We start from the raw sequence: 19585 nt of genomic DNA, 5'->3' as shown, positions 1-19585 counted from the left end.
TTCCTTGCATGAGCCGCAAGCCGATTCGGCGCCGTTGCCGTTTCGGTTGCGCACAGCTCTACTATCGCCTCTCGCGAAAGCGATTTCAATTTCACATTTTTGCATTTAAAAAAGCCTTGCGCCGCAAGGCTTTTCCGGAAGCGATGCACTTTTTTGGCCGGATGTCACTTTATTGCGCTACGCCATTTCGCGGAATTTGCCCGGCGGCACGCCGACATGCTTTTTGAAGATACGGTTGAAATAGCCCGGCTGGTAACCGACCTCCTCCGCAATGTCGGTAATTTTTTTGTCGGACTCGCGAAGCAGCGCCTTTGCCTTCCCGATCCGGATATCCGTCAAATAATCGATAAAGTTGACGCCCGTCGTCTGCTTGAACAGCTTGCTCAGCGTATAGGGCGTCGTACCGGCCAGATCGGCGCACGCCTCCAGCGAAATATCCCGCATATAGTGCGCGTGCATATACTCGATTGTCCGCTCGACCATCCGCTTCTGCTGCGCTTTCGCTCTTGCCTCCGCGGCGCGCGCGTACGAGGCGATGACATGCGTCTCGATCCAGCGCACCATCTTTCCGGGTTCGCGCATTCGGAGCAGCTGCTCGAACCAGTCTTCCCCTTCGGTCATGGCTTCGCTTTCGAGACCGGCTTCCAGGATCATATGGCGGATGCCGGCGAGCAGTTGCAGCATCCCCTGCTTCACATCGTATTCCGTTCCGCGGTGCGACAGCATCTCCTCCAGGAAGGCGCGCACGGCCCGGCCCGCTTCCTGATATCTTCCCATGCGGAGCGATTGGACGATCTCCTGCTCGAGCGCGAACGGATATTTCGCCTTCTCGCCTCCGGGCTGCCGCTCTCCGCTTACGAGGTCGATCAGCTGGTTCTGGTCGCCGAAGATGCGAAAGCCCGAAGCCCGCACCATTTCCGCGAACAGAGCCGGCACATCCTTGACCATGGCGGCCGGCTTGCCGATCGTGACGGTCAACTGCATCCGAAGGATGCGGTTCACGGCGAGCGTCAGCTCTTCGGCCAGCGCATGCAGCCGTCCGCCGTTGTCCGGCTCGTCCGGCATCGTCACCAGCAGGCCGATGGACAAATTGTAGAACGGGATGACGCCGAACTGGCCGAACCTCTCCCGCGCCAGCTCCTCCATAATGTTCGCCGCCGTGAAGGAAACGAGGCTTTCGTCTCCCGAGAACCGGTCGGAGACGCTTCCGTAGCCGGTCAGCTGGATATGCAGCATGCAGAACCGGTGGCCTTCGACATGCCAGCCGTAGCGCTGCAGCCGCTCTCTCAGCTCTTCCTCCGAATATCCGTACAGATGCCCTTGCAGAAGCTGCTGCAAAAATCCGGTCCGCAAATAGGGCAGCTGCCGGTTCAACCGTTCCTGAAGCTGATGGCTTTCCCGGGTGATATGCGTCCAGCGCCGCTCCAAATATTGAAACTCGTTGAGCCGCAGCGCCTCCTCGTCCCCCGCTTTCTCCGACGAGAACAGCTTGATCAGCCGGGCGACCGGGGAATAAATCCGGTTCGAGGCGAACCACGACAGCCCCAGCGCAGCCAGCAGGCCGATCATGCTTACGTTGATCAGAATCCGGGACGTGACGACGACCGGCGAGACGATCTCGGTCAGCGGCGCGGCGGACACGAACGTCCACTCCGTCTGGACGCGCTGCATCGTACCGTAAGACACCGAATAGGCGACGCCGTCGTCCTCGAACACGAACGTGCCCGTCTTATCTTCCCGCGCGGCGACGGCATCGCGAAGCCGTTCGTTCGTTTCGGTCTCGGGGCTGTCGGACAGCAGCACATGTCCCTCGCTGTCGAGCAGCATCGTAAACCCTTCATGATACGGCGTGAGCGTCCGCATCAGATTCAGCAGCTTTTCCCGCTTGACCGTCAAGAGCAGCGCGCCGAACGGCGCCGTGCTGTCGCCCGGCACCTTGTGCACCAGCATCAACTGGCCGTTCCGGACGTCCCAATAGACCGTTCGCGGATCGGCAAGCCTGCTCTTGTAGGATGAGATCGCCGCTTCGTCGTTCAGCTCGTAATAACCCGGACGGAACAGCACCGGCTGATCCGATTCCCGTTCGACATACAGTTCCGCGTCTTTGATCAACGGATGAGAGCCCTGCAGCACGACAAGCGTCTTGCCGATGTCCCAGGTCTGCTGGAAATAATAAACGAAATCAAGCTGACGCAGCCCCGGTCCGAATTGATGGTCGAACGCCCAGTGCGCAAGACCGAGCTCCAGATACTGCAGCTGATCGTCGATGTTTCGGGTCCGCTGCATGATCTGCCGCTGATGGAGCTTGCCGAGATGCTCTTCCATCTGGCCGACGGCGAACCCGTAAACGCTGGCCCCGACGATAAGGCCGGGGAGGCTGGCCGTAATCAGGAACAGGATGAGGCTTTTCCGGTAGAAAATCCCTTTGCGCTCTCTGCGTTTCCAAACCTGCGACATGCGGCATCACCTCTCTATTGATAACGCTTACACAAACAAGCGTATGCGGTCTTTCGGTGGCACCATTATACCCGGATATGGAAACCCCCTCCAGCGAAAAATCAGACATCTTTCACCACAAAACCGGCGTTTTCGCAAACGGATGGAACTGCATGGCTGTCCGGACCATGCAAAAACGAAAAGGGACCTCGCCAACTTTGGCAAAAGCCCCTCCCCTGACGCCGCGGCCGGTCAACTTTGCACGCGCGGCTTGGCCGGATCGCAATCCGGCATCGGCACCGCCCCCGATTCGGCCAGCTTGGTCAAATAGTAGCACTCCTCCCGGTACATATGATCGGGAATAAGCGGTACGATGCGGTCCAACACTTCGTTCCCCAGTTCCATTTCTTCCAGTTCTTTCAAAAAATGCATGAACACCCGCATCTCCAGGTTGACGTCCCGGTGGAATTTGTGAAACGCCGGAAAATCTTTGAGACGGGTCCGCATAAACCCCGCCATTTCGACCGCCTTTAAATAAAAACTTTCGAAATGGCGTTGAAACTCCATACTGCGGCGAATGAAAGCTTGCTCCGTCAGATCGAAATCGCCGGCCAGCGATGCGGCATGGCCGATCGCGTCCTGCAGCCACAACACATCGTGATGAAGCGGATGAAACTTCGGCACCGGCTTGCCGGCAAGAAGCTCCTGCAAAATGCGGAGATATTCCTCCAGCTCGTTCACCATATGGTTCAGAAACGTAGGCGTAAAACCGAGCACAACTTTGCCTGTCAGCAGCCGCTCCAGCAAATCCAGCTTGAAAGCGCGAAACGCTTCTGTCGTTTCGTTCGCCTTGCGGTTCAGCTGGCTTAACTGGTAGACCGCATCCGGGCGTCCGGCTTCGGCGAGCAGCCCGTCGAAACGCGCGATGAACGCCTGCGCCCGCTCGGCGTCGTTTCTTTCCTTGGGGGACAAAGCATGAAGGATTAGACGGGCGTGATCGCCCATAATTTGCAGCCAGAACCGATGCTCGAACAGCGCGTCGTTCACAGAATCCCTCCTTTATGAATTGGTGGCAGGTAACCCATTTCGGACGGTTGTCAACTGACAGCCTCTGCGCATCAGCGCATCCAGGAGGCGATAATGACGAAGAGAACGAACAGCGCATAGAGCACCATCGAAATGCGCATCACCGTACGTCTGTCCACGATGCAATCCCCTTCCCGGCACTACTCATCATCTGCTCTCTTCAGCCTGTCGAAGCAGCAGTCTCTTCATCCTATGTAGGCCGCAGCCTACACGTGCCTGTATCGCGGGCTCGCCGTATACGAAACGAAGCGGGCAGCCGTCCGGCCGCCCGCTTCGTTTTATTTAATAATTGCTCCAGAACACTTTGCCCGTTTCGTCCCTGCCGTCGTTCCATTCCTCTTTATAGCTAAGCAAACGTTCCCTCAATTGATCTGCTTCGGAGATGACGCAAGTCTACTTATACGAATTCCAGCGGGTGCTTGCGTTTTAATGTTTCCACCGCATGACCTCGTTCACTTTGTTCGAGCCATTCGCAGTACGCTTTCAATTGACCTTTGGCATGGAACGGGCCTCCTTCCTTCATGACGGTCCAGAGCGGATCGGTATCGAAAGGCATCGTCTTCATCATCTCGTCGTGCCATTGCTGCAAATAATACACCGCATCCTTGCGCACCTGCAAATGATCGGCAGCCACGTCATGCTGTTCGTGGGGATCCTCTTTCAGGTTGTACAGCATTTCGTCGGGGAACAGGTGGTATCCGTCGTGATAAGTACGAATATACAGCCAATCCCCGAATCGCACACTGCGCTGGCATACATGGGCGCACTGCGAAAGGACTAAATACTCCCTTCCGCAGTCCTCACCTTTCGTCAGAACAGATGCGTAGCTTTGCCCGTCCCAGCTTGGGCAGGCCGGTTGGCCCAGCATTTCGGCGAGCGTAGGCCCCAAATCGAGATGATAGTGCAATCCGGTGTCGACGTGAGGCCGTGTTACTCCGGGCCAGCGGATGATCATCGGGATGCGGCAAGTACCTTTGTCCGCAGTGCCGTGTTCTCCATAGATGCCGAGCTGGCCCTGATTCTCCCCGTGATCGGCGGTGACAATCACGACGAGATCATCCATCACGCCTTGCTGTTCCAGCGCCGCGAACAGTTGACCGATATTGTCATCCATGAAGCGGATGCCGCAATCGTAACCGTCAATCATCTTCCGCAGCCCTTCCATGTCGAGGATCTCCCCGGGATGTCTCGGATATAGCGGATTCGTTTGATTGTTGTACATGTTGATGTCGCGCGCGCTGTGCGGACCCACTTTTCGCTTGTGCCGTTCCAGCACTTCTTCGGTAATCCATGCCGGGAGCGGATCATTCCGGAACGGATTGCCGAAGCTTTCCGGAGCCCGATACGGCGTATGCGGATCCCAGAAATTCACATAAAGGAACCAGTTGTCGTTTCGCGCATGATGTTCAATCCAGTCCAGAACGTGCGGCGTAACTTCCTCAGCGGATTCCATGCCACACTTACCGGTGTTGTGAATCTCAGAAAATCCCGCGTAAAAAGTCCACTGCGAATGCCGCTCAGCAAACGGACTGAAGAGAACGGTCTTCAGCCCGGCCAACCGCAAAAACGCAGGCAGGCTTTCCTGAGCCAACGTATCGCGAAACCCGCGGGTGATCCCTTCACGGCGCATGTCTGCGGCTGTACCGCCATGGCCGACAATGCCGTTATGAATACCGAACCGTCCGGACATCAATGCTGCGCGAGAGGGAGCGCAGGGAGCGTCCGATGTGTAATAATTTTCAAACCTCACACCTTCAGCCGCGATCCGGTCGATGTTAGGCGTCGTATTGCGGTGATAGCCATAACAGCTCATATGATCGGGATTTAACGAATCAAGATCCAGTAACAATATGCGCATTCCATTTCCTCCCTTTCCTGTTTATCCTTTAACGGCTCCGTTGGTAAGACCTTGAACGACCTTCCTTTGAAAAATCAGTATGACCGCAACGAGCGGTATAACCGATACGACAATGGCCGCAGAAATCGTGGACCAAGGGAACTCATACTCTCCCGGGAACATCATAATTCCGACCGGCAGCGTTCTCTTGCCCGCTTCCGGCATTAACGTGAACGAGAACAAAAATTCGTTCCAGCTGTTCACGAATACGAGTATGGAAGCTGTAGCCATGGCCGGTGCCGCAAGCGGCAACAAAATGCGCAAGAACGCCTGAAACCGGTTGTAACCGTCAATCAAGGCCGCATCTTCAAGCTCTTGCGGCACCTCTTTAAACAAAGCCGACAAAAGCCAGACGACCATCGGCAGCGAGAAGGCGGCATGCGTCAGCCCCAGTCCAAAATACGTGTTCAGCAAACCGACATCACGCAGCCCGGCGAAAATGGGCAGCAGCATCGTCATCGGCGGAAACATGGAGGTTGCGATAACAAGCAGCAGAATTGCCGATTTCCCAGGGAACTGCAATCTGGATACGGCAAATGCGATCATACACCCGAACGTCAGAGTAATCAGCAGCGTTACTGCCGCAACGATCAAGCTGTTTCCGTAATACTGCCCGAGTGGCTGCTTCGTGAAAGCGCCAATGTAGTGCTCAAGCGTCGGTTGCCAAGTGAACCATTTGGGCGGCATGCTGAACAGTTCGTTTTTCGGCTTCAACGAGGAGATGAACAGCCAATATAATGGGAAAAAGGAAAGGACAACCGTACCGATGACCGTAATAACAAACAGCAATTTTTTCACGGATGTTCCTCCTTCCTTAATCCGGGTCGTACAAAAATTTGACGTAAATCGCGGATATGGCGAAAATCAGTATAAACAGAATGACGCCAAGCGCGGATCCGTAACCCCACTCCATATCGATAAACGCTATGTTGTGGATGTACATCGGTAGCGATTCGGTCGTGTTCCCCGGACCGCCTTGAGTCAGTCCGAACATGAGATCGAAAGCCTGCAGGGCGTGCATCGTTCGCAGCACCAAGGCTACCATAATCACGTTCCTCAGCAGAGGAAGCGTCAGCAAGAAAAATGATTGCAGCCGGTTAGCGCCGTCAATATTCGCCGCTTCATAAATATCGTTAGGAATGGACTGCAGTCCTCCCAAAATAATAATGGCCATAAACGAAGAAGTTTTCCAGATCGCCACTGTACAAACCGCGACAAATGCCAGATTGGAATCCCCCAGCCAGTTGATCGGCTTATCGATCCATCCAAATTCCATTAGCATGCCGTTAAACAAACCGTAGTCCGAATTAAACATCCATCGCCACGTTAAGGCATTGGTAACCGTTGGAAGCACCCATGGGAATAAAATGGCGGCCCGAACCAATCCTCTGAAAGGAAAAGTTTTGTTGGCGATGATCGCAAGAAAAAGTCCGATTACGATCTCGAAAACGACCGTGATCAATGCAAAGGCGAGCGTAAACCACGTGGAATGCCAAAACCGCGTATCTTGAAACACTTCCTTGTAATTGTCAAGCCCGACAAAGGGGGTTCCAAGCCAAGGCTGGGTCACCGAAATTTGGTGCAGGGACATCCAAAATACCCTTGCAATCGGATACAACGTAAACAGCAACAGGAATATCACCGAGGGAGTGATCAACATGAAAGCCAACGTTTTGTCGCTCCATCTCCTGCCTCTCCTGCCCGGTATCAAGGTATGCAAAGCCTGCGTTATCGGCTGCAACGGACACCCTCCTACTCTTCAATCTTGTCGATTTCCTTCTGAGCGTCCTTCATCGCCTGCTCGGGATCCTTCTGACCGTTCATCGCCAGGTTGACTTCCGTTTGCAGCGCCCGGCTGAATTGCTCGTAAGCACGCAGTGCGGGACGGCTCTTGGCTTTCTCCAGGAATTCGGGCAATTTTTCAAGCAACGGCTGTTTCGAAGTGACTTCCGGGTCGGTAAACACTTGCTTAACGCTCGGGATTTTGCTCCCATGAATCGCGATCCCTTTTTGCTCGCTATCCGACAAAAACCACTTCATCACTTCCGCCGCTTCTTTCTTATGCTCTGAATTGCTGTTGATGGCATAAACCCATCCGCCCGTGCTCGCATGACTTTCGAAACCTTCGGTATGAGGAAGGGGCGCCACATCGAACTTTCCATCTACCTTGCTGTCCTTCATTGCCGCGTAAAATGCGGGCCAGTTGCGCATGAATATGGCGTTGCCATTGCTGAAGACAATCATGTTGTCGTTCGGATTTGAAGCCGCTACACTGAGCGGAGATATTTGGGAATCGTGCACCAGCCGATGCATCGTTTTCGCAGCTTCGATTCCTTTCGGCGAGTCGACCTTGATTTTACCGTCGGCATCAAAGATATCACCCCCGGCCCCCCACAAAAACTCCAACCAGTTAATGGTGGCGCCTTCGATTTTCGCAGCCTGGAATACGTATCCGACCAAATTCGGATCTTGTTCCTTTTTCAATATTTCTTGCGCCACCTGCTCCATCTCGGACCAGGTGGACGGGACCTTCTGCTGATGTTTCTCCAGCAGATCCTTGCGATAAAAGAGCATACCCACGTCAATCCAAGATTGAATTCCGTATTGCTTTCCGTCTATTTTGCCTACTTCCACGGCAGCCGGCCAAAACCGTTTCAAATATTCCTCATCCACGTACTCGTCGATTGGCGATATCCATCCCGCGGACGCGAACATTTTTGGCCAAATGACGTCCATCAGGAACAAATCGGGCGTTTTGCTTCCGCTGTTGAACCAGGCCGAGTAACGCGTAAGCTGTTCGTTCGGCACTTGCGGCAGCTCGATATATTTGATTTGAATATCTTTGCGGGACTGATTAAACCGTTCGATCGACCGGACCATCTCCCCGGTTGGGTCGGCCCCCGCGGCAAATTCGACCACTACCGGTTCTTTCCCTTTGGCGTCAGGTTCTGCATTGCCGTCCGCCGATTGACCGCCGCCGGTATTCGACTTCCCCCCCGAACAAGCTGTAACGATGAGCGATAATACCAAAACGAGAACAAAAATGAGCCGTGCTTGTTTTTTCATTCAAAACCCTCCCTTGTATTTGGTCTACGTAGTCTATTCTGAGAGTCGAGAGAGCTTAAATACATGATGATTTTTGTTATCTTCTTGATATTTTTTGTGCCTGTTCCAGCTGCTCGCGATATTGCGCGGGATTCAATCCCGTCGTTTTCTTGAATACGCGGCTGAAATGTTCCGGATTGAGGTAACCGACTTTTTCCGCTATTTCATAGAGCTTCATGTCCGTCTTCATTAATTCGATCGCTTGATTTACGCGGATTTTCGTTAAATAGTCAATGAATTTTTCCCCAGTTTCTTTGACGAACAGTTTGCTGAGGTGACTTTCGCTTATCCCTACCATCTTGCTGATCAAGGTAAGAGTAATCCCTTCACTGTAATGCTTGGCGATGTACGCTTTGGCTTTCTGAAGAATGCCGTTTCCTTGTTCCGGCGTTTCGTGAATCACCTTGTGAACCCGGAGAAGCAGCTCCTCCAGCACATTCCACAGTTGTTCCAACGTCTCGCATTGCTGCAGACAAAGAAGCGGATTCAGGTAAGGCTGCTCCAATTGTTCCCAACGCCGTTCCCGGCCATGGAGAATAACACCGATGTCCCACACGTAATCGATAAACCGGGCACGAATTTCCTCCTCGTCCCGCCATGGCACCCCCGCTTTCTTCCAGTCCGCAAACGTCCGACACCAAAGATCGGGGTCCGGGTCAGTCAAAGCATGCAAAACGCTTTTGCCCAATCTTGTAAATTCCGCTTCTCCGGCTGTCGTTGGCGAGTGGCCGAGATGCCAGGTTTTCGCCGTTTCCGGGTAAAAAACTTTGCCATAACCGCAAAAAAAGAGCAACGCAGCTAGTTTTTTCGCTTCGTGGTACATATTCGCCCAAGACACGTCAATATGTGGTCCGGTAACCCCTACCGAAACAGTTACATTGGCATACTGCAGCAATCGCCGCTGAATTGTGGCCAGCGCCTCGTTCAGACGATTGCGGCAATAAAGCAGGCTCCGGTTTTGCCCAAAACCTATAAACACGACGTATTCTCTTTCTTCCTTCTTGATGATTTCCGTTTGAATACCGTTCGCTTGCAGCGCCTGCTCCAAAGTTTGGCGGATCAAATCTCCTTGCTCCAATTGTCCGGAATGATGGCCATCGCTGCGAATTACGGCCATAGCCCTGTTATGCTCAGGGAGCGATACGGTTGCCTTGCGGCAAGCTTCGAGGGCTTCGAAGCTGTCGTCCTCCAGTACCCGCTTCAAAACGATATCCTTCGTCTCGGATTTGCTGCCGCTTGAAAGCAGATACCCGTTTTTCCGCTTGTCGAGCTCTCTGATAGCCTTCTTCAGCACCGGAATGACATGGCTTTTATCCAAGTCGACTTTGACGATGTAATCGAGCGCTCCCAATAAAAAGGCTTGCCTGACCAAAGAATAATCCTGGTAAGCGCTCAAAACGATTGACACCGGAAGCTCGTCCTGCACACCTGTCGATGACCAATCGGATAACGCATTCAAAAAGTCAATCCCGCTCATTCCCGGCATTTTCATATCCACGATAACGATGTCCAAGTCCCGATGCGTTCGGACCCAATGCAAAGCTTCTTGCCCGTCGGAAGCCTCGCCCACTATTTTTAAGGGTAAACCGCTTTCAGACAGCAATGTGCGGAGAGCCAAACGGAACAAAGGCTCGTCATCTGCGAGCAAAACATGGTAATTACCGTCTCTGGCAGTCATTCCGATCGCCCCTCCTCGTCCGTAATTTCATCAATGACGGGCAAACGCACCACTACCCGGGTTCCTTCCCCTTCTCGGCTGAAAATCTCCAAACCGAACGATTCTCCATAATGAAGGCGAATTCTTTGGTGAACGTTGCGAATTCCCATTTTGCTGAAGCTTAAATGTTCCCCAACCGCGAGCAGTTCTCCGATTTCCTCCGGATTCATGCCTATGCCGTTGTCTTCAACGATGAACAAAAGCCGGCCATCCTGCAGAGTTCCTGTCACCCGCAGCACTCCAGGCCCTTCCTTATGCTGCAGTCCGTGGACGATGGCATTTTCCACAATCGGTTGAATTAAAAGCTTCAGCATGTACTTTTCTTCCAGAAGACGATCAATGTCCCAGTATACCTCGTAATTACCGTAACGGAAATTCATGATATAAAAATAACATTTCAAATATTCAATCTCGTCTTTCACTCTATGCAGAGGGCCTCCCCGGTTAAAGGTGGAAGACAACAAGCGAATGAACGCGTCAGTCATGTCCCTGATGTTAGGGACTTTGCTGATGACCGCCATCAGCTTGATCGCATTTAACGTGTTCAGCAGAAAATGAGGATTGATCTGCGATTGGAGTGCGCGAAGCTCTGCCATCGATTTCGCCCGCTCCTGCTCTTCCTTTTCCTTGATCAGTTGATTCATTTCCCGGAGCATGGCATTAAAACGGGTGCCCAATAAAAAAACCTCCGAAGGTCCGGCCGGTTGGAATTCGAACTGAAGCGTTCCTTTTCGTACGTTGATCATTTCTCTCACCAAATCCTTGATCGGTTTGGTGATCGTCCCCGCAAAAAACCACGAGGCAATCAAAAAAAGCAGAATAACAGAAGCGACGATCAATATCGTGAAAAGAAACACTTTCTTCAATGGGGCCGTCAGAACGGAATAAGGAATCATGTGAATGACTTTAAAACGGGTTTCCGGCGCGGTGAAAAACGTGATGAACGTCTTGTTCCCGTCTATGCTTTCCGTATATTCACCCGAATCTGATAAGCTCGTTTTATATAAATAGTGGGGCTGATCCGGCCAATTTTGAATATAAGTATCTCTGTTCGCCGCAATGACCCGGTTTTCCGTATCCAAAATGATGAACGCTCCGTGCTCCTTGGAAGTCAAATCGAACAAATGCTGAAACAAGGTGCCGCGATAAATGAAGTAGATCACTTCCACGCCGGTATGTTCCCGCATCGCTTCGGGAATAGCGATGGCCGCAGTATTCAAATATTTCTCCCGCACGTTCGACAAGTAATTGGGCTGAACACCGAACAGCTTGATTTTTCCTTCCTCGGCCAGCGTCTTATTGTACCAGACCGAGTTTCTCAACGTTTTTTCTTCATACATAATGCCTGGATTCGTGCTGAAAGTGCCGCCGTTCCGATAAAAGAAAACGACGCTGATCAAATCGGTCGTATAGTGAAAATAACTTTGCACCAAATCCCGCACCAAGCGGATTTGCGCGAAATTCGGCTCCTCCCTGTCCGCTGTACGGCGAACCCGATCGGCCGCGGAGAGCAATGTAAGGTCTTTGTATAAATAGTTGACGGTGTTCATGATCTGGCTCGCTTCCCGGTCAATTCCAACCGACACTTGGCCTAGCGTTTGCAACGTTCGCTGCGTGGATTGATCGATTAGGATCGACTTATAGCTTTGGTAGGACAACAGACCGGTAAGTAAAACAGGAAAGCCGACAATAGCGATAAATGAGCAGTGCATAATGGTAGTAATACTCCATCGATTCAGCGTGAATATGTTCAAGAATGGCTTATGGTTATGCTCCATAGCAACCCCCACAAAGTAAGCGTATTCATTTTATTGTGCCATAGCGGACGTCAAGATGCACCAAATGTACCACGCCGATGCCACATGCCGTCATTTTCACTGTACGTTTATTATACTATCATCTATGTAAATTACAGCCAAGGTGCTTCGCTGTTCCCACTTTGATCATAGAATCCCCGTCTTCATCCGCTTTCGCCCGTTACCCGAGTTGATTTCAAAAGACGACCCCTTCAGTCGTCCGACTCCCCCCTAGAGATGACGCCTATGCTGGGCGCACAACTAAACAAGCTGACACCGGTTGAATTCCGACGTCAGCTTGTAGCCTAGGGGCATTTTTCAGTGTCCGCTAAATGGGGACTTGACCGGAGCCCGGACGGTCTCTTCGCGTTCGATGCAGACTATCTCGCCAGATCATAGAACGGATTCATGATCCTCGCCTTGTAGAACGCCGCGCCCGGAGCGGTGCGCACCGAATCGGGCTGGAAGAAATCGACGCTTTCCGTGCACCAATTGTTCCGCGTGCTGCAGCCGCCCTTCGGAGTCTTGGCATCATCGGTCACGGTCTGCACCACCTGACCGGACCATTGGTTGCCGATCGCCTTGACGCCGACGCGGCTGATCTTGTCGGTTCCGGGATACGCGAGGTCAAGCGAATTGGTCGATATCACATACTGGTACACTTTGCCGCCGGAGGCGACCCACAACCGGTCGGCGTCGCCGTAGACGGGCTGAATGTCGTGACCGTTCAGCCGGTCCACCTGCAGCCGGACGTGGACGCTGATCTCGGGAGCGGCCGCCGTTCCGGAAATTTTCAGGCCGGCGATTTCGCTGTTTCCGATCGTCCACAATATTTCACGGACAGGATCCCATAAGGCGCCATGGGCGCTAGGCTGCTTGTATTCGGCATAGGTCGCGGAATCGCTGCCTTGGGAAGAGGTATAGATTCTCACCCATCCTCCGTTGCTGGAAGCGACCGCAACGTTGCCGTTCGGCAGCACTTCGGCCGCATGGGGATTGCCGCCGACATTGGCTCCCCACAGCTTCTTGTTGCCCGCAGGATACGGGATGAGGGCGGCGAGCCCTCGCGAATCCGTTACTGCCATGACCAATTGTCGTTGGAACTTGCTGTAGCGCAGCCGCCCTTCCGTCGGCAATCCCCAGCCCGATTCGAATATTCTCACGTCTTGTCGCGCGGAGACAAAACAAGAGGGCCGGTCAGCCCGGCCGCGTCAGATGTCGGCAAAATCGATAAAAATTTTTACGGAATACGCTTCATAAAATTTTCAAGCACGCTGCGCAAGCCCGCCGGATCAGCCAGCATCGCAAATGTCCGGTGTCCAGCGATTCGATGTATTGCGGCGCAAGATGGCCGATCATTTTTTCTGCATAGCGGAACCCAGTTCCTTGTCCATCTTCAGTTGCACATACAACTTCGGCACGTCGGGTCAAGATGCGCCCAGCCGGTCAGTATATAAACGGACCGATTCCGGCTTGAACCCGCCTACGACGCAATCCATTTTCCGCCTGCTCCCGGATCGAAGAAACGTAGTCTTCCAAAGCCAAATCCTTTCTTTCTTCCCCGCCTTCCGCAAACGGAAATGTGCAAGCAGGCACGGCGTTTCGATGCCGTCCACGACTTTTTCCCAGATTCGGCTGTTCAGCCCCGCTCCATGGATAAACAAAAGCCCGGTACGGTTTCCCGTCAACTCATTCATGTTCCTCTCTCCCATCGGTTTTATCCGGATAAGCGCCAAAAACGCGCCAAAACCCACCTAACAAAAAAAACACTTGCGCGAACGGGCCGTTCGTGTAAATCTACAGTATAGAAATAATCTGCCTATGCGCCTAAGCCGGCTTTTGACTTTCGACACATAGGAAAAAGGGTGCCATTCGTACAAAATGCGGTTCAACTTCAATTTTTCGTTCGGCGGGCAGCTTTCCCCGGACGCCACCAGAAACTTTCAGCTCGATCTGGCGGCCAGCGGCCTGTTCAGCCTGTTTAACGTCGTCTTCAACCAGTTTTATATTCCGATGGCGATCGACGCCGGGGCCAACAGTTTACAGGTCGGCATTCTGTCGGCCGCCCCGGCTGTCGGTCTTATTTTCTCGCCGCTGTGGACCGGCTGGATCGAACAATCCAGCCCCAAAATGTTTACCATCATCCCCAACCTGATCGGCCGGGCGCTTATCCTGTTTCCGGCTTTGTTTGTCTCGCCCTGGGTCTTTGTCGTCACGGCGCTCATCTTCCATCTGCTGATGGGCATCCAGGCTCCGGCCTACCCTTCGCTCATGACCCGGGTTTTCCCTGCCCATTACCGCGGAAGGCTGATGGGTTATGTCCGGGTGCTCATGGGTCTCTTGATGATTCCGATCGCTTCGCTTGTCGGGATCTGGTCGGACCGGTACGGTTCGTCCGGACCGCTTGCCTATGCCGCCATCGCCGGCGTCCTTTCGATCCTGATCTACTTCGGGTTGAAAGAAACGGTCGCTCCCGCTGAGCCATCCGGCGACAGGAAACGGCTGGCGCTGCGCGAACAGTGGCAATACGCCCGGCAAAACCGGGCGCTGGTCATTTTTCTGATCGCCTCGTCGTTCAGCGGTTTCGGCAATATTCTTTCGCAGCCGCTTTACCAGCTTATCCAGAAAGAGCGGCTGGCGCTCAGTTTTTTTGAAATCGGGATGGCACGCACGACCTATTTCGCCTGTTTGCTGATCGCTTATTTCGTCATCGGCATTCTGATCGACAAATTCGATCCGGAAAAAATTATCGTCTACGGCATCGCCGCTTTCGCCGTCGTGCCGATGCTGTACGGATTCTCCGAAAGTTATCCGGTCGTCCTGATCGGCAGCGGCATCCAGGGGATCGGCGACGCCATCTGGGATATCGGCATCATGGCCTATGTGTTCCGCCTCGCGCCCGGCCGGGAAGCGACCGTGTTCGGCCTGCACCTGCTGTTGTTCGGCATTCGCGGCACGATCGGCCCGCTGCTCAGCACCGGCCTGTCCGAGACGCTGCCTTTTTCGGTCATGTTGTTTGCGGCTTCGATTTGCGGATGGGTGGGGGTTGTCATCTTCCTGCTTCCGATGATCCGGTCCCGCTTCCCGATCCGTCCCCAATCATCGGTAAATATCCGCCGGAATCATTCGGATAGCTAAAGCGATATCGGAATACGCGCGATATACGCGGGGCGCCATCCATCATATCCCGGAAATAACCGGTTCGATCCAACTGATGCCGGCGCCGAACGCCGGCCGGTTCAACCCGGCCGCGCGTCGTTCCAATATTCCGAAGGGGTGCATCCCATCTTCTTTTTGAACAGCTTGGCAAAATAGAATAAATCGCGATAACCGGTCCGTTCGGCACCTCGCCGATCGGACAATCCGTATTCCGCAATAGCTCGCACGCACGCTTTATCCGCTTGTCGGTCAAATATTTCGTAAACGTAACCTGCAGTTCTTTCTTGAACAGGGAACTGAGCTGGAGTATTTTCGGAGAAACTTCAAACGCGCACCCCCTTGTCGGACAACGCCATGCAAAAAAAACGGAACCCGAGTTCAGTATACACGATATCGGATTCCGTAATTGTTTGAAGTGATTTTAACGATGATCACTTAATAAAATGCGGAAATTTTTCTGGTGATTTTCGAATTTCCTGTGCTAATTGCTCATAATCTCCAGTCAATTTTACAGATCGGACTCTTTTGGCTTCCTGATCACGAGGCTCGATAAACCCTTCTTCTATCCCATTTTTAGATCCATCTTAATTGAACGTAAAGATCGTGCAAATTGTGATGGAAGCCCCAGCCGATCCCCATCGTATTCGAAACAATGGCTCTGATTCTATCCTCATATTGGTCGAACAACCCGGCTGTTTCGTCCTCGTTCACGGTTTTAATGACATCGGAGTACATAGACTCCATACTGTAATAAAACCGTTCATCTATATCGCCATAGGTCAGTGTGAAGGAGACGCCGCTTTCGACATAGATTAACTTCAATTCCAAACTGTACTTGACATTTCCGGTCAATCTTTCAAATTCCGAAATCGCTTTTTTAGCCTCTTGTAGTCTAAGCTTTGCATGACCGCGTTCAGGGAAAAATTCGTTCTCAATCTTTTTGCGATATTCATGAAATAAATTCTCTACCGCTTCATCGCCCAATATTTTTACAGCAAGAAACTTCTCTATGTCTTTGCTGGCACCGTAACACGCTTTGACCAGTTCAACCAGTTCGTCCCGACTCATTTGTTTCAAATGCTTGTTCAGAGCGGATTTGGTCAGTTTAACCGGCTTTTTCAATTCAGGTTGTTGGATTAGCGATTTGGGAATGAGCTTGTTCTTGTGCTTTTTTAATATAACGTTCACTTCATCGCAGGAAAAACGTTCGGCATCATATTCCTGTCCAAGCCACTCCGTAAATTCTGCCCGTTCCGGATGATTCGGAGTAGACAGCGCTTCCAACATATGCTGGTATGCCCATGCGCCACCGACATCTTCCGGCGGACAACTGCGGGCTCCTCCCAGACAAACCGGAACAGGGTCGATTACTGTCGAAGAATCGATCCTCACCACAGTTACGGTGTGCCGCCAATCATCGCCGAAATCGTATGTGTAGGAAAAAACCGTATTTTCCTTGGTTACATGTTTCTGAACCGTTTCTCTGCGTGCATCCAGCACCTCGCGGTTTTCCATATATGAAAATGTCGGATCGGGCAACCCGATCGCTCGTTCATTCACGTGAAACTCGTACAAATGGTAATTATCCCAACCCATGATGAACTGGATCATTTCGTGCAGCTGATGAAAAGTCACATCCGGGTGAAATTGAAATTCCCGCCAAATCTTCGGATTAATTTCGTCCAGTTCGATTTTGCACGTATAGATCATTAACATCATCTTCTCCGTATCGTTTTTTGGGGTTGCCAACTTTTCCAACTTTCAGTCTCTACTTGCATTGTAAACAAATCAATTATAACAGAATTGGTTGACATTACTAACGGTAATTTCATTCTTCCTCGCAAAAAAAGACTCCCTATCCGACCGCTTGTCGGTGATAGGAAGTCTCCGGCAGACTACGGCATCTCGCTTGGCGCAATGTCGGTTTATTTGGGAGCAAACAACGTTTTATCCACGAATTGGTTCACATCGACCTTGGCGGGAAGCACCTGCAGCTCGTAAAATATGTCGCTGACCTGCTGGACCCTCTTGATATCGTCGTCGGTCACCGGACGGAAGCTTTGTTCCCCCCGTCCGACAACGGCTTTGGCCACGTCTTCTTCCAGCCGGGTTTGATTCTGGTATACCTTGGCATACTCGTCCAGGTTCTGATTGCTCCAATCCCAGGCTTTGGCGAAACGTTGCAGTACATCTTGAATCGCGGCCCTTTTGCCCGGATCCGCCAGCGCTTTGTCGGATGCGGTCAAAAATCCGATGCCCGTATTGATATCCGTGCCGTCCCTGAGCACACGCGCCCCTTGCCCTTGGGCGATGGCATTGTACGGATCGAACGTGGCCCATACCTCGATCTTTCCGGCGGTAAACGCGGCGAGCGCATCCGTCGGCAGCACAAAGCTTATTTTTACGTCATCGACGGTAAGCCCCACTTCTTTCAGAGCGCCGATGAGCAAATATTGGGCAATGCTGCCCTTGGCGGAAGAGACGACGACGTTTTTCCCTTTAAGATCGGCAATCGATTGAATCGGCGAATCTTCAGGAACAAGAATCGCCACGCTCTTGCTGGAGTTCGTCGTCGTAGCCACGATTTTGATCGGCACGTTGGAACCGGCCGCCTGCAACACAGGCGTATCCCCGGCGGGAGCCGTATCCACTTCACCCGACCTTACCGCTTCGAATAAAGGAGCGGCTCCTTGAAAATTCGCCCACTTGATTTTGTACGGCGTTCCTTCCAATACTTTGGCCGCCTCCACTCTCGCACGGTACCCTCCGGCTTGATCGCCCAACACCAGAGTAACCTGCGAAAGGTCGATTTGATTTACTTCCGATTTAGTCTTTTCCGCTTGACCGCCAGCCGTACCGTTAACGGGATCATCCGGCTTTTCGCCGCAAGCGGCCAGAACGAGGACGGCAAGCGCCGCAACCGCCAAGGAAGCTATCATCTGCTTTCGTAAAAACCGGTTTCTCTTCATCAATCATTCCACTCCCCAATATAAAATCCCGGTATCATGCAAAAAAGCGGGAATCAGAGAAGCACGTCAGGCTGTTCTTCGACCAGGATTTCATATAACGGCTGAAAATTGTACCACCCGCTGTCCGGCCTGGACAATTGCGAATGCGTAAGCTTCGCGGTCTGATGATCGATCGGTTTCGGATTTCCCGCCGCTTCGGCAAGAAGCTGCGCATGGCAGGCCCGATCCATCGCAATAAACCAGTAAGCCGCCTCATCGACGCTCGTTCCGACCGTCAGCAGCCCGTGATTACGTAAAATAACCGCTTTATAAGAGCCGAGCGCCTTGGCAATTCGTTCGCCTTCGCTTTGATCCAGCACGACTCCGCCAAAGTTGTCGTATAAGCCGTGGTCTTCATAAAAAACGCATGAATCCTGCGTTAACGGGTCCAGCAATCTCCCCAGGGCAGACCAGGCCTTCCCGTAAAGCGAATGCGAATGCGCGGCGGCGATGACATCCGGCCTCGCCCGGTGGATCTGCGTATGAATGGCAATCGCCGTTTTGTTGATCGGGCGGTCGCCTACGATTACCTCGCCGGCATGATTAACCAAATGCAGATCGCTTACTCTTATTTTTTTGAAATGCACGCCAAGAGGATTGACCCAATAGTGATCCGTTTTTTCCGGATCTCTCACGGTAATGTGACCGGCAACGCCCTCGTTAAAACCGAATCGGTCGAACAGCCGGAACGCGACCGCCAAACGCTCCTTCCGGTGTTGACGCTCCTCCTCGATACTTGTAAACTCCGGCTGTACGTATAGCGGTTGAAGCTCTTTTGCCATAATAGGTTCTCTCCCTTTCTTTAAATAGTCGACAATCCATCTAATATATATGGGTTTACTATGTATTTATCTAACACTTATGATAGCCCAGCGTTCCATATTTGTGAAATTCAAATAAGTGAAGATTCTCATTAAAAAAAATGAACATCCGAACAACTGACATGCAAAAAAACCGGAATCCGAGTTGCTCGACATCGGATTCCGGTCGCTGCTGCTATTATTTTTTCTGCTTGTAAAACTCATGATACAGCTTCATCAGCGCTCGTTTCTCGATCCGCGATACGTAGCTGCGCGAGATGCCGAGCTGTTTGGCAATTTCCCGCTGCGTCCGCTCCTCGCCGCCTTGCTCCAGGCCGAAACGGCCAACGACAACCTCTTTCTCCCGTTCGTCGAGAATGTCCAGGTTGCGGTAAATTTTGCTCTTCTCGATTTTAAGCTGTACCTTCTCCACCACTTCGTCGGGTTCGGAGCCCAAAATATCGATCAATGTAATTTCGTTTCCTTCTTTATCGGTGCCAATCGGATCGTGAAGCGAGACGTCCTTGCGCGTTTTCTTAAGCGATCGCAAATGCATCAAAATTTCTATATAAATGTCATTA

The 19585-nt window shown here is 52.3% G+C and carries 15 protein-coding genes; 1 reads left to right on the top strand and 14 read right to left on the bottom strand.

The window, feature by feature from the left end:
- Positions 1-177 precede the first annotated feature (177 nt).
- The 9 genes from ABEV74_RS11190 to ABEV74_RS11150 all read right to left on the bottom strand — a co-directional run bounded on the left by ABEV74_RS11190 (position 178) and on the right by ABEV74_RS11150 (position 13200).
- The gene (locus tag ABEV74_RS11190) at positions 178-2457 is read right to left on the bottom strand and encodes a helix-turn-helix domain-containing protein (protein WP_430146064.1); all 2280 of its coding nucleotides are present in this window, start codon (positions 2455-2457) and stop codon (positions 178-180) included.
- A gap of 231 nt (positions 2458-2688) precedes the next feature.
- Positions 2689-3483 carry a DUF2935 domain-containing protein gene (locus ABEV74_RS11185; RefSeq protein ID WP_430146062.1) on the bottom strand — a complete coding sequence of 265 codons (795 nt, stop codon included), beginning with the start codon at positions 3481-3483 and terminating at the stop codon, positions 2689-2691.
- A gap of 436 nt (positions 3484-3919) precedes the next feature.
- Positions 3920-5380: a sulfatase family protein gene (locus tag ABEV74_RS11180; protein WP_430146060.1), complete on the bottom strand. Its 1461-nt coding sequence runs from the start codon at positions 5378-5380 to the stop codon at positions 3920-3922.
- Positions 5381-5401: 21 nt separating this feature from the next.
- Positions 5402-6217: a carbohydrate ABC transporter permease gene (locus tag ABEV74_RS11175; RefSeq protein WP_430146058.1), complete on the bottom strand. Its 816-nt coding sequence runs from the start codon at positions 6215-6217 to the stop codon at positions 5402-5404.
- Positions 6218-6233: 16 nt separating this feature from the next.
- Positions 6234-7079: a carbohydrate ABC transporter permease gene (locus ABEV74_RS11170; protein ID WP_430146142.1), complete on the bottom strand. Its 846-nt coding sequence runs from the start codon at positions 7077-7079 to the stop codon at positions 6234-6236.
- Between the two features lie 92 nt (positions 7080-7171).
- Positions 7172-8485 carry an ABC transporter substrate-binding protein gene (locus ABEV74_RS11165; RefSeq protein WP_430146056.1) on the bottom strand — a complete coding sequence of 438 codons (1314 nt, stop codon included), beginning with the start codon at positions 8483-8485 and terminating at the stop codon, positions 7172-7174.
- Positions 8486-8561: 76 nt separating this feature from the next.
- Positions 8562-10202 carry a helix-turn-helix domain-containing protein gene (locus tag ABEV74_RS11160; RefSeq protein WP_430146055.1) on the bottom strand — a complete coding sequence of 547 codons (1641 nt, stop codon included), beginning with the start codon at positions 10200-10202 and terminating at the stop codon, positions 8562-8564.
- A complete protein-coding gene (locus ABEV74_RS11155; RefSeq protein ID WP_430146054.1) occupies positions 10199-11791 on the bottom strand; it encodes a cache domain-containing sensor histidine kinase in 1593 nt (530 codons plus the stop codon). The genes ABEV74_RS11160 and ABEV74_RS11155 overlap by 4 nt, the downstream gene beginning before the upstream one ends.
- 626 nt (positions 11792-12417) lie before the next feature.
- Positions 12418-13200: a DUF6528 family protein gene (locus ABEV74_RS11150; RefSeq protein ID WP_430146052.1), complete on the bottom strand. Its 783-nt coding sequence runs from the start codon at positions 13198-13200 to the stop codon at positions 12418-12420.
- Positions 13201-13918: 718 nt separating this feature from the next.
- Between ABEV74_RS11150 and ABEV74_RS11145 the strand changes: the two genes are divergently transcribed.
- Complete coding sequence (locus ABEV74_RS11145; RefSeq protein WP_430146050.1) at positions 13919-15175, top strand: MFS transporter; 1257 nt, start codon at positions 13919-13921, stop codon at positions 15173-15175.
- Positions 15176-15276: 101 nt separating this feature from the next.
- On the opposite strand, the gene ABEV74_RS11140 is transcribed toward ABEV74_RS11145, so the two are convergent.
- From ABEV74_RS11140 to ABEV74_RS11120, 5 genes are all read right to left on the bottom strand, one after another.
- The gene (locus ABEV74_RS11140) at positions 15277-15423 is read right to left on the bottom strand and encodes an AraC family transcriptional regulator (protein ID WP_430146048.1); all 147 of its coding nucleotides are present in this window, start codon (positions 15421-15423) and stop codon (positions 15277-15279) included.
- A gap of 346 nt (positions 15424-15769) precedes the next feature.
- Positions 15770-16954 carry a DUF6155 family protein gene (locus ABEV74_RS11135; protein ID WP_430146046.1) on the bottom strand — a complete coding sequence of 395 codons (1185 nt, stop codon included), beginning with the start codon at positions 16952-16954 and terminating at the stop codon, positions 15770-15772.
- Between the two features lie 167 nt (positions 16955-17121).
- The gene (locus ABEV74_RS11130; RefSeq protein WP_430146141.1) at positions 17122-18165 is read right to left on the bottom strand and encodes an ABC transporter substrate-binding protein; all 1044 of its coding nucleotides are present in this window, start codon (positions 18163-18165) and stop codon (positions 17122-17124) included.
- Positions 18166-18218: 53 nt separating this feature from the next.
- Positions 18219-18986, bottom strand: a complete 768-nt coding sequence (locus ABEV74_RS11125; protein WP_430146044.1) for a class II aldolase/adducin family protein — start codon at positions 18984-18986, stop codon at positions 18219-18221.
- 217 nt (positions 18987-19203) lie between these two features.
- Positions 19204-19585, bottom strand: a 382-nt coding sequence (locus tag ABEV74_RS11120) for a sigma-70 family RNA polymerase sigma factor (RefSeq protein ID WP_430146042.1), incomplete at its 5' end; no start/stop codon positions are given.

The organism is Paenibacillus cisolokensis (genome assembly GCF_050481165.1).
Lineage (GTDB): Bacteria > Bacillota > Bacilli > Paenibacillales > Paenibacillaceae > Paenibacillus_AH > Paenibacillus_AH cisolokensis.
This window is presented reverse-complemented; position numbering and strand designations above follow the sequence as displayed.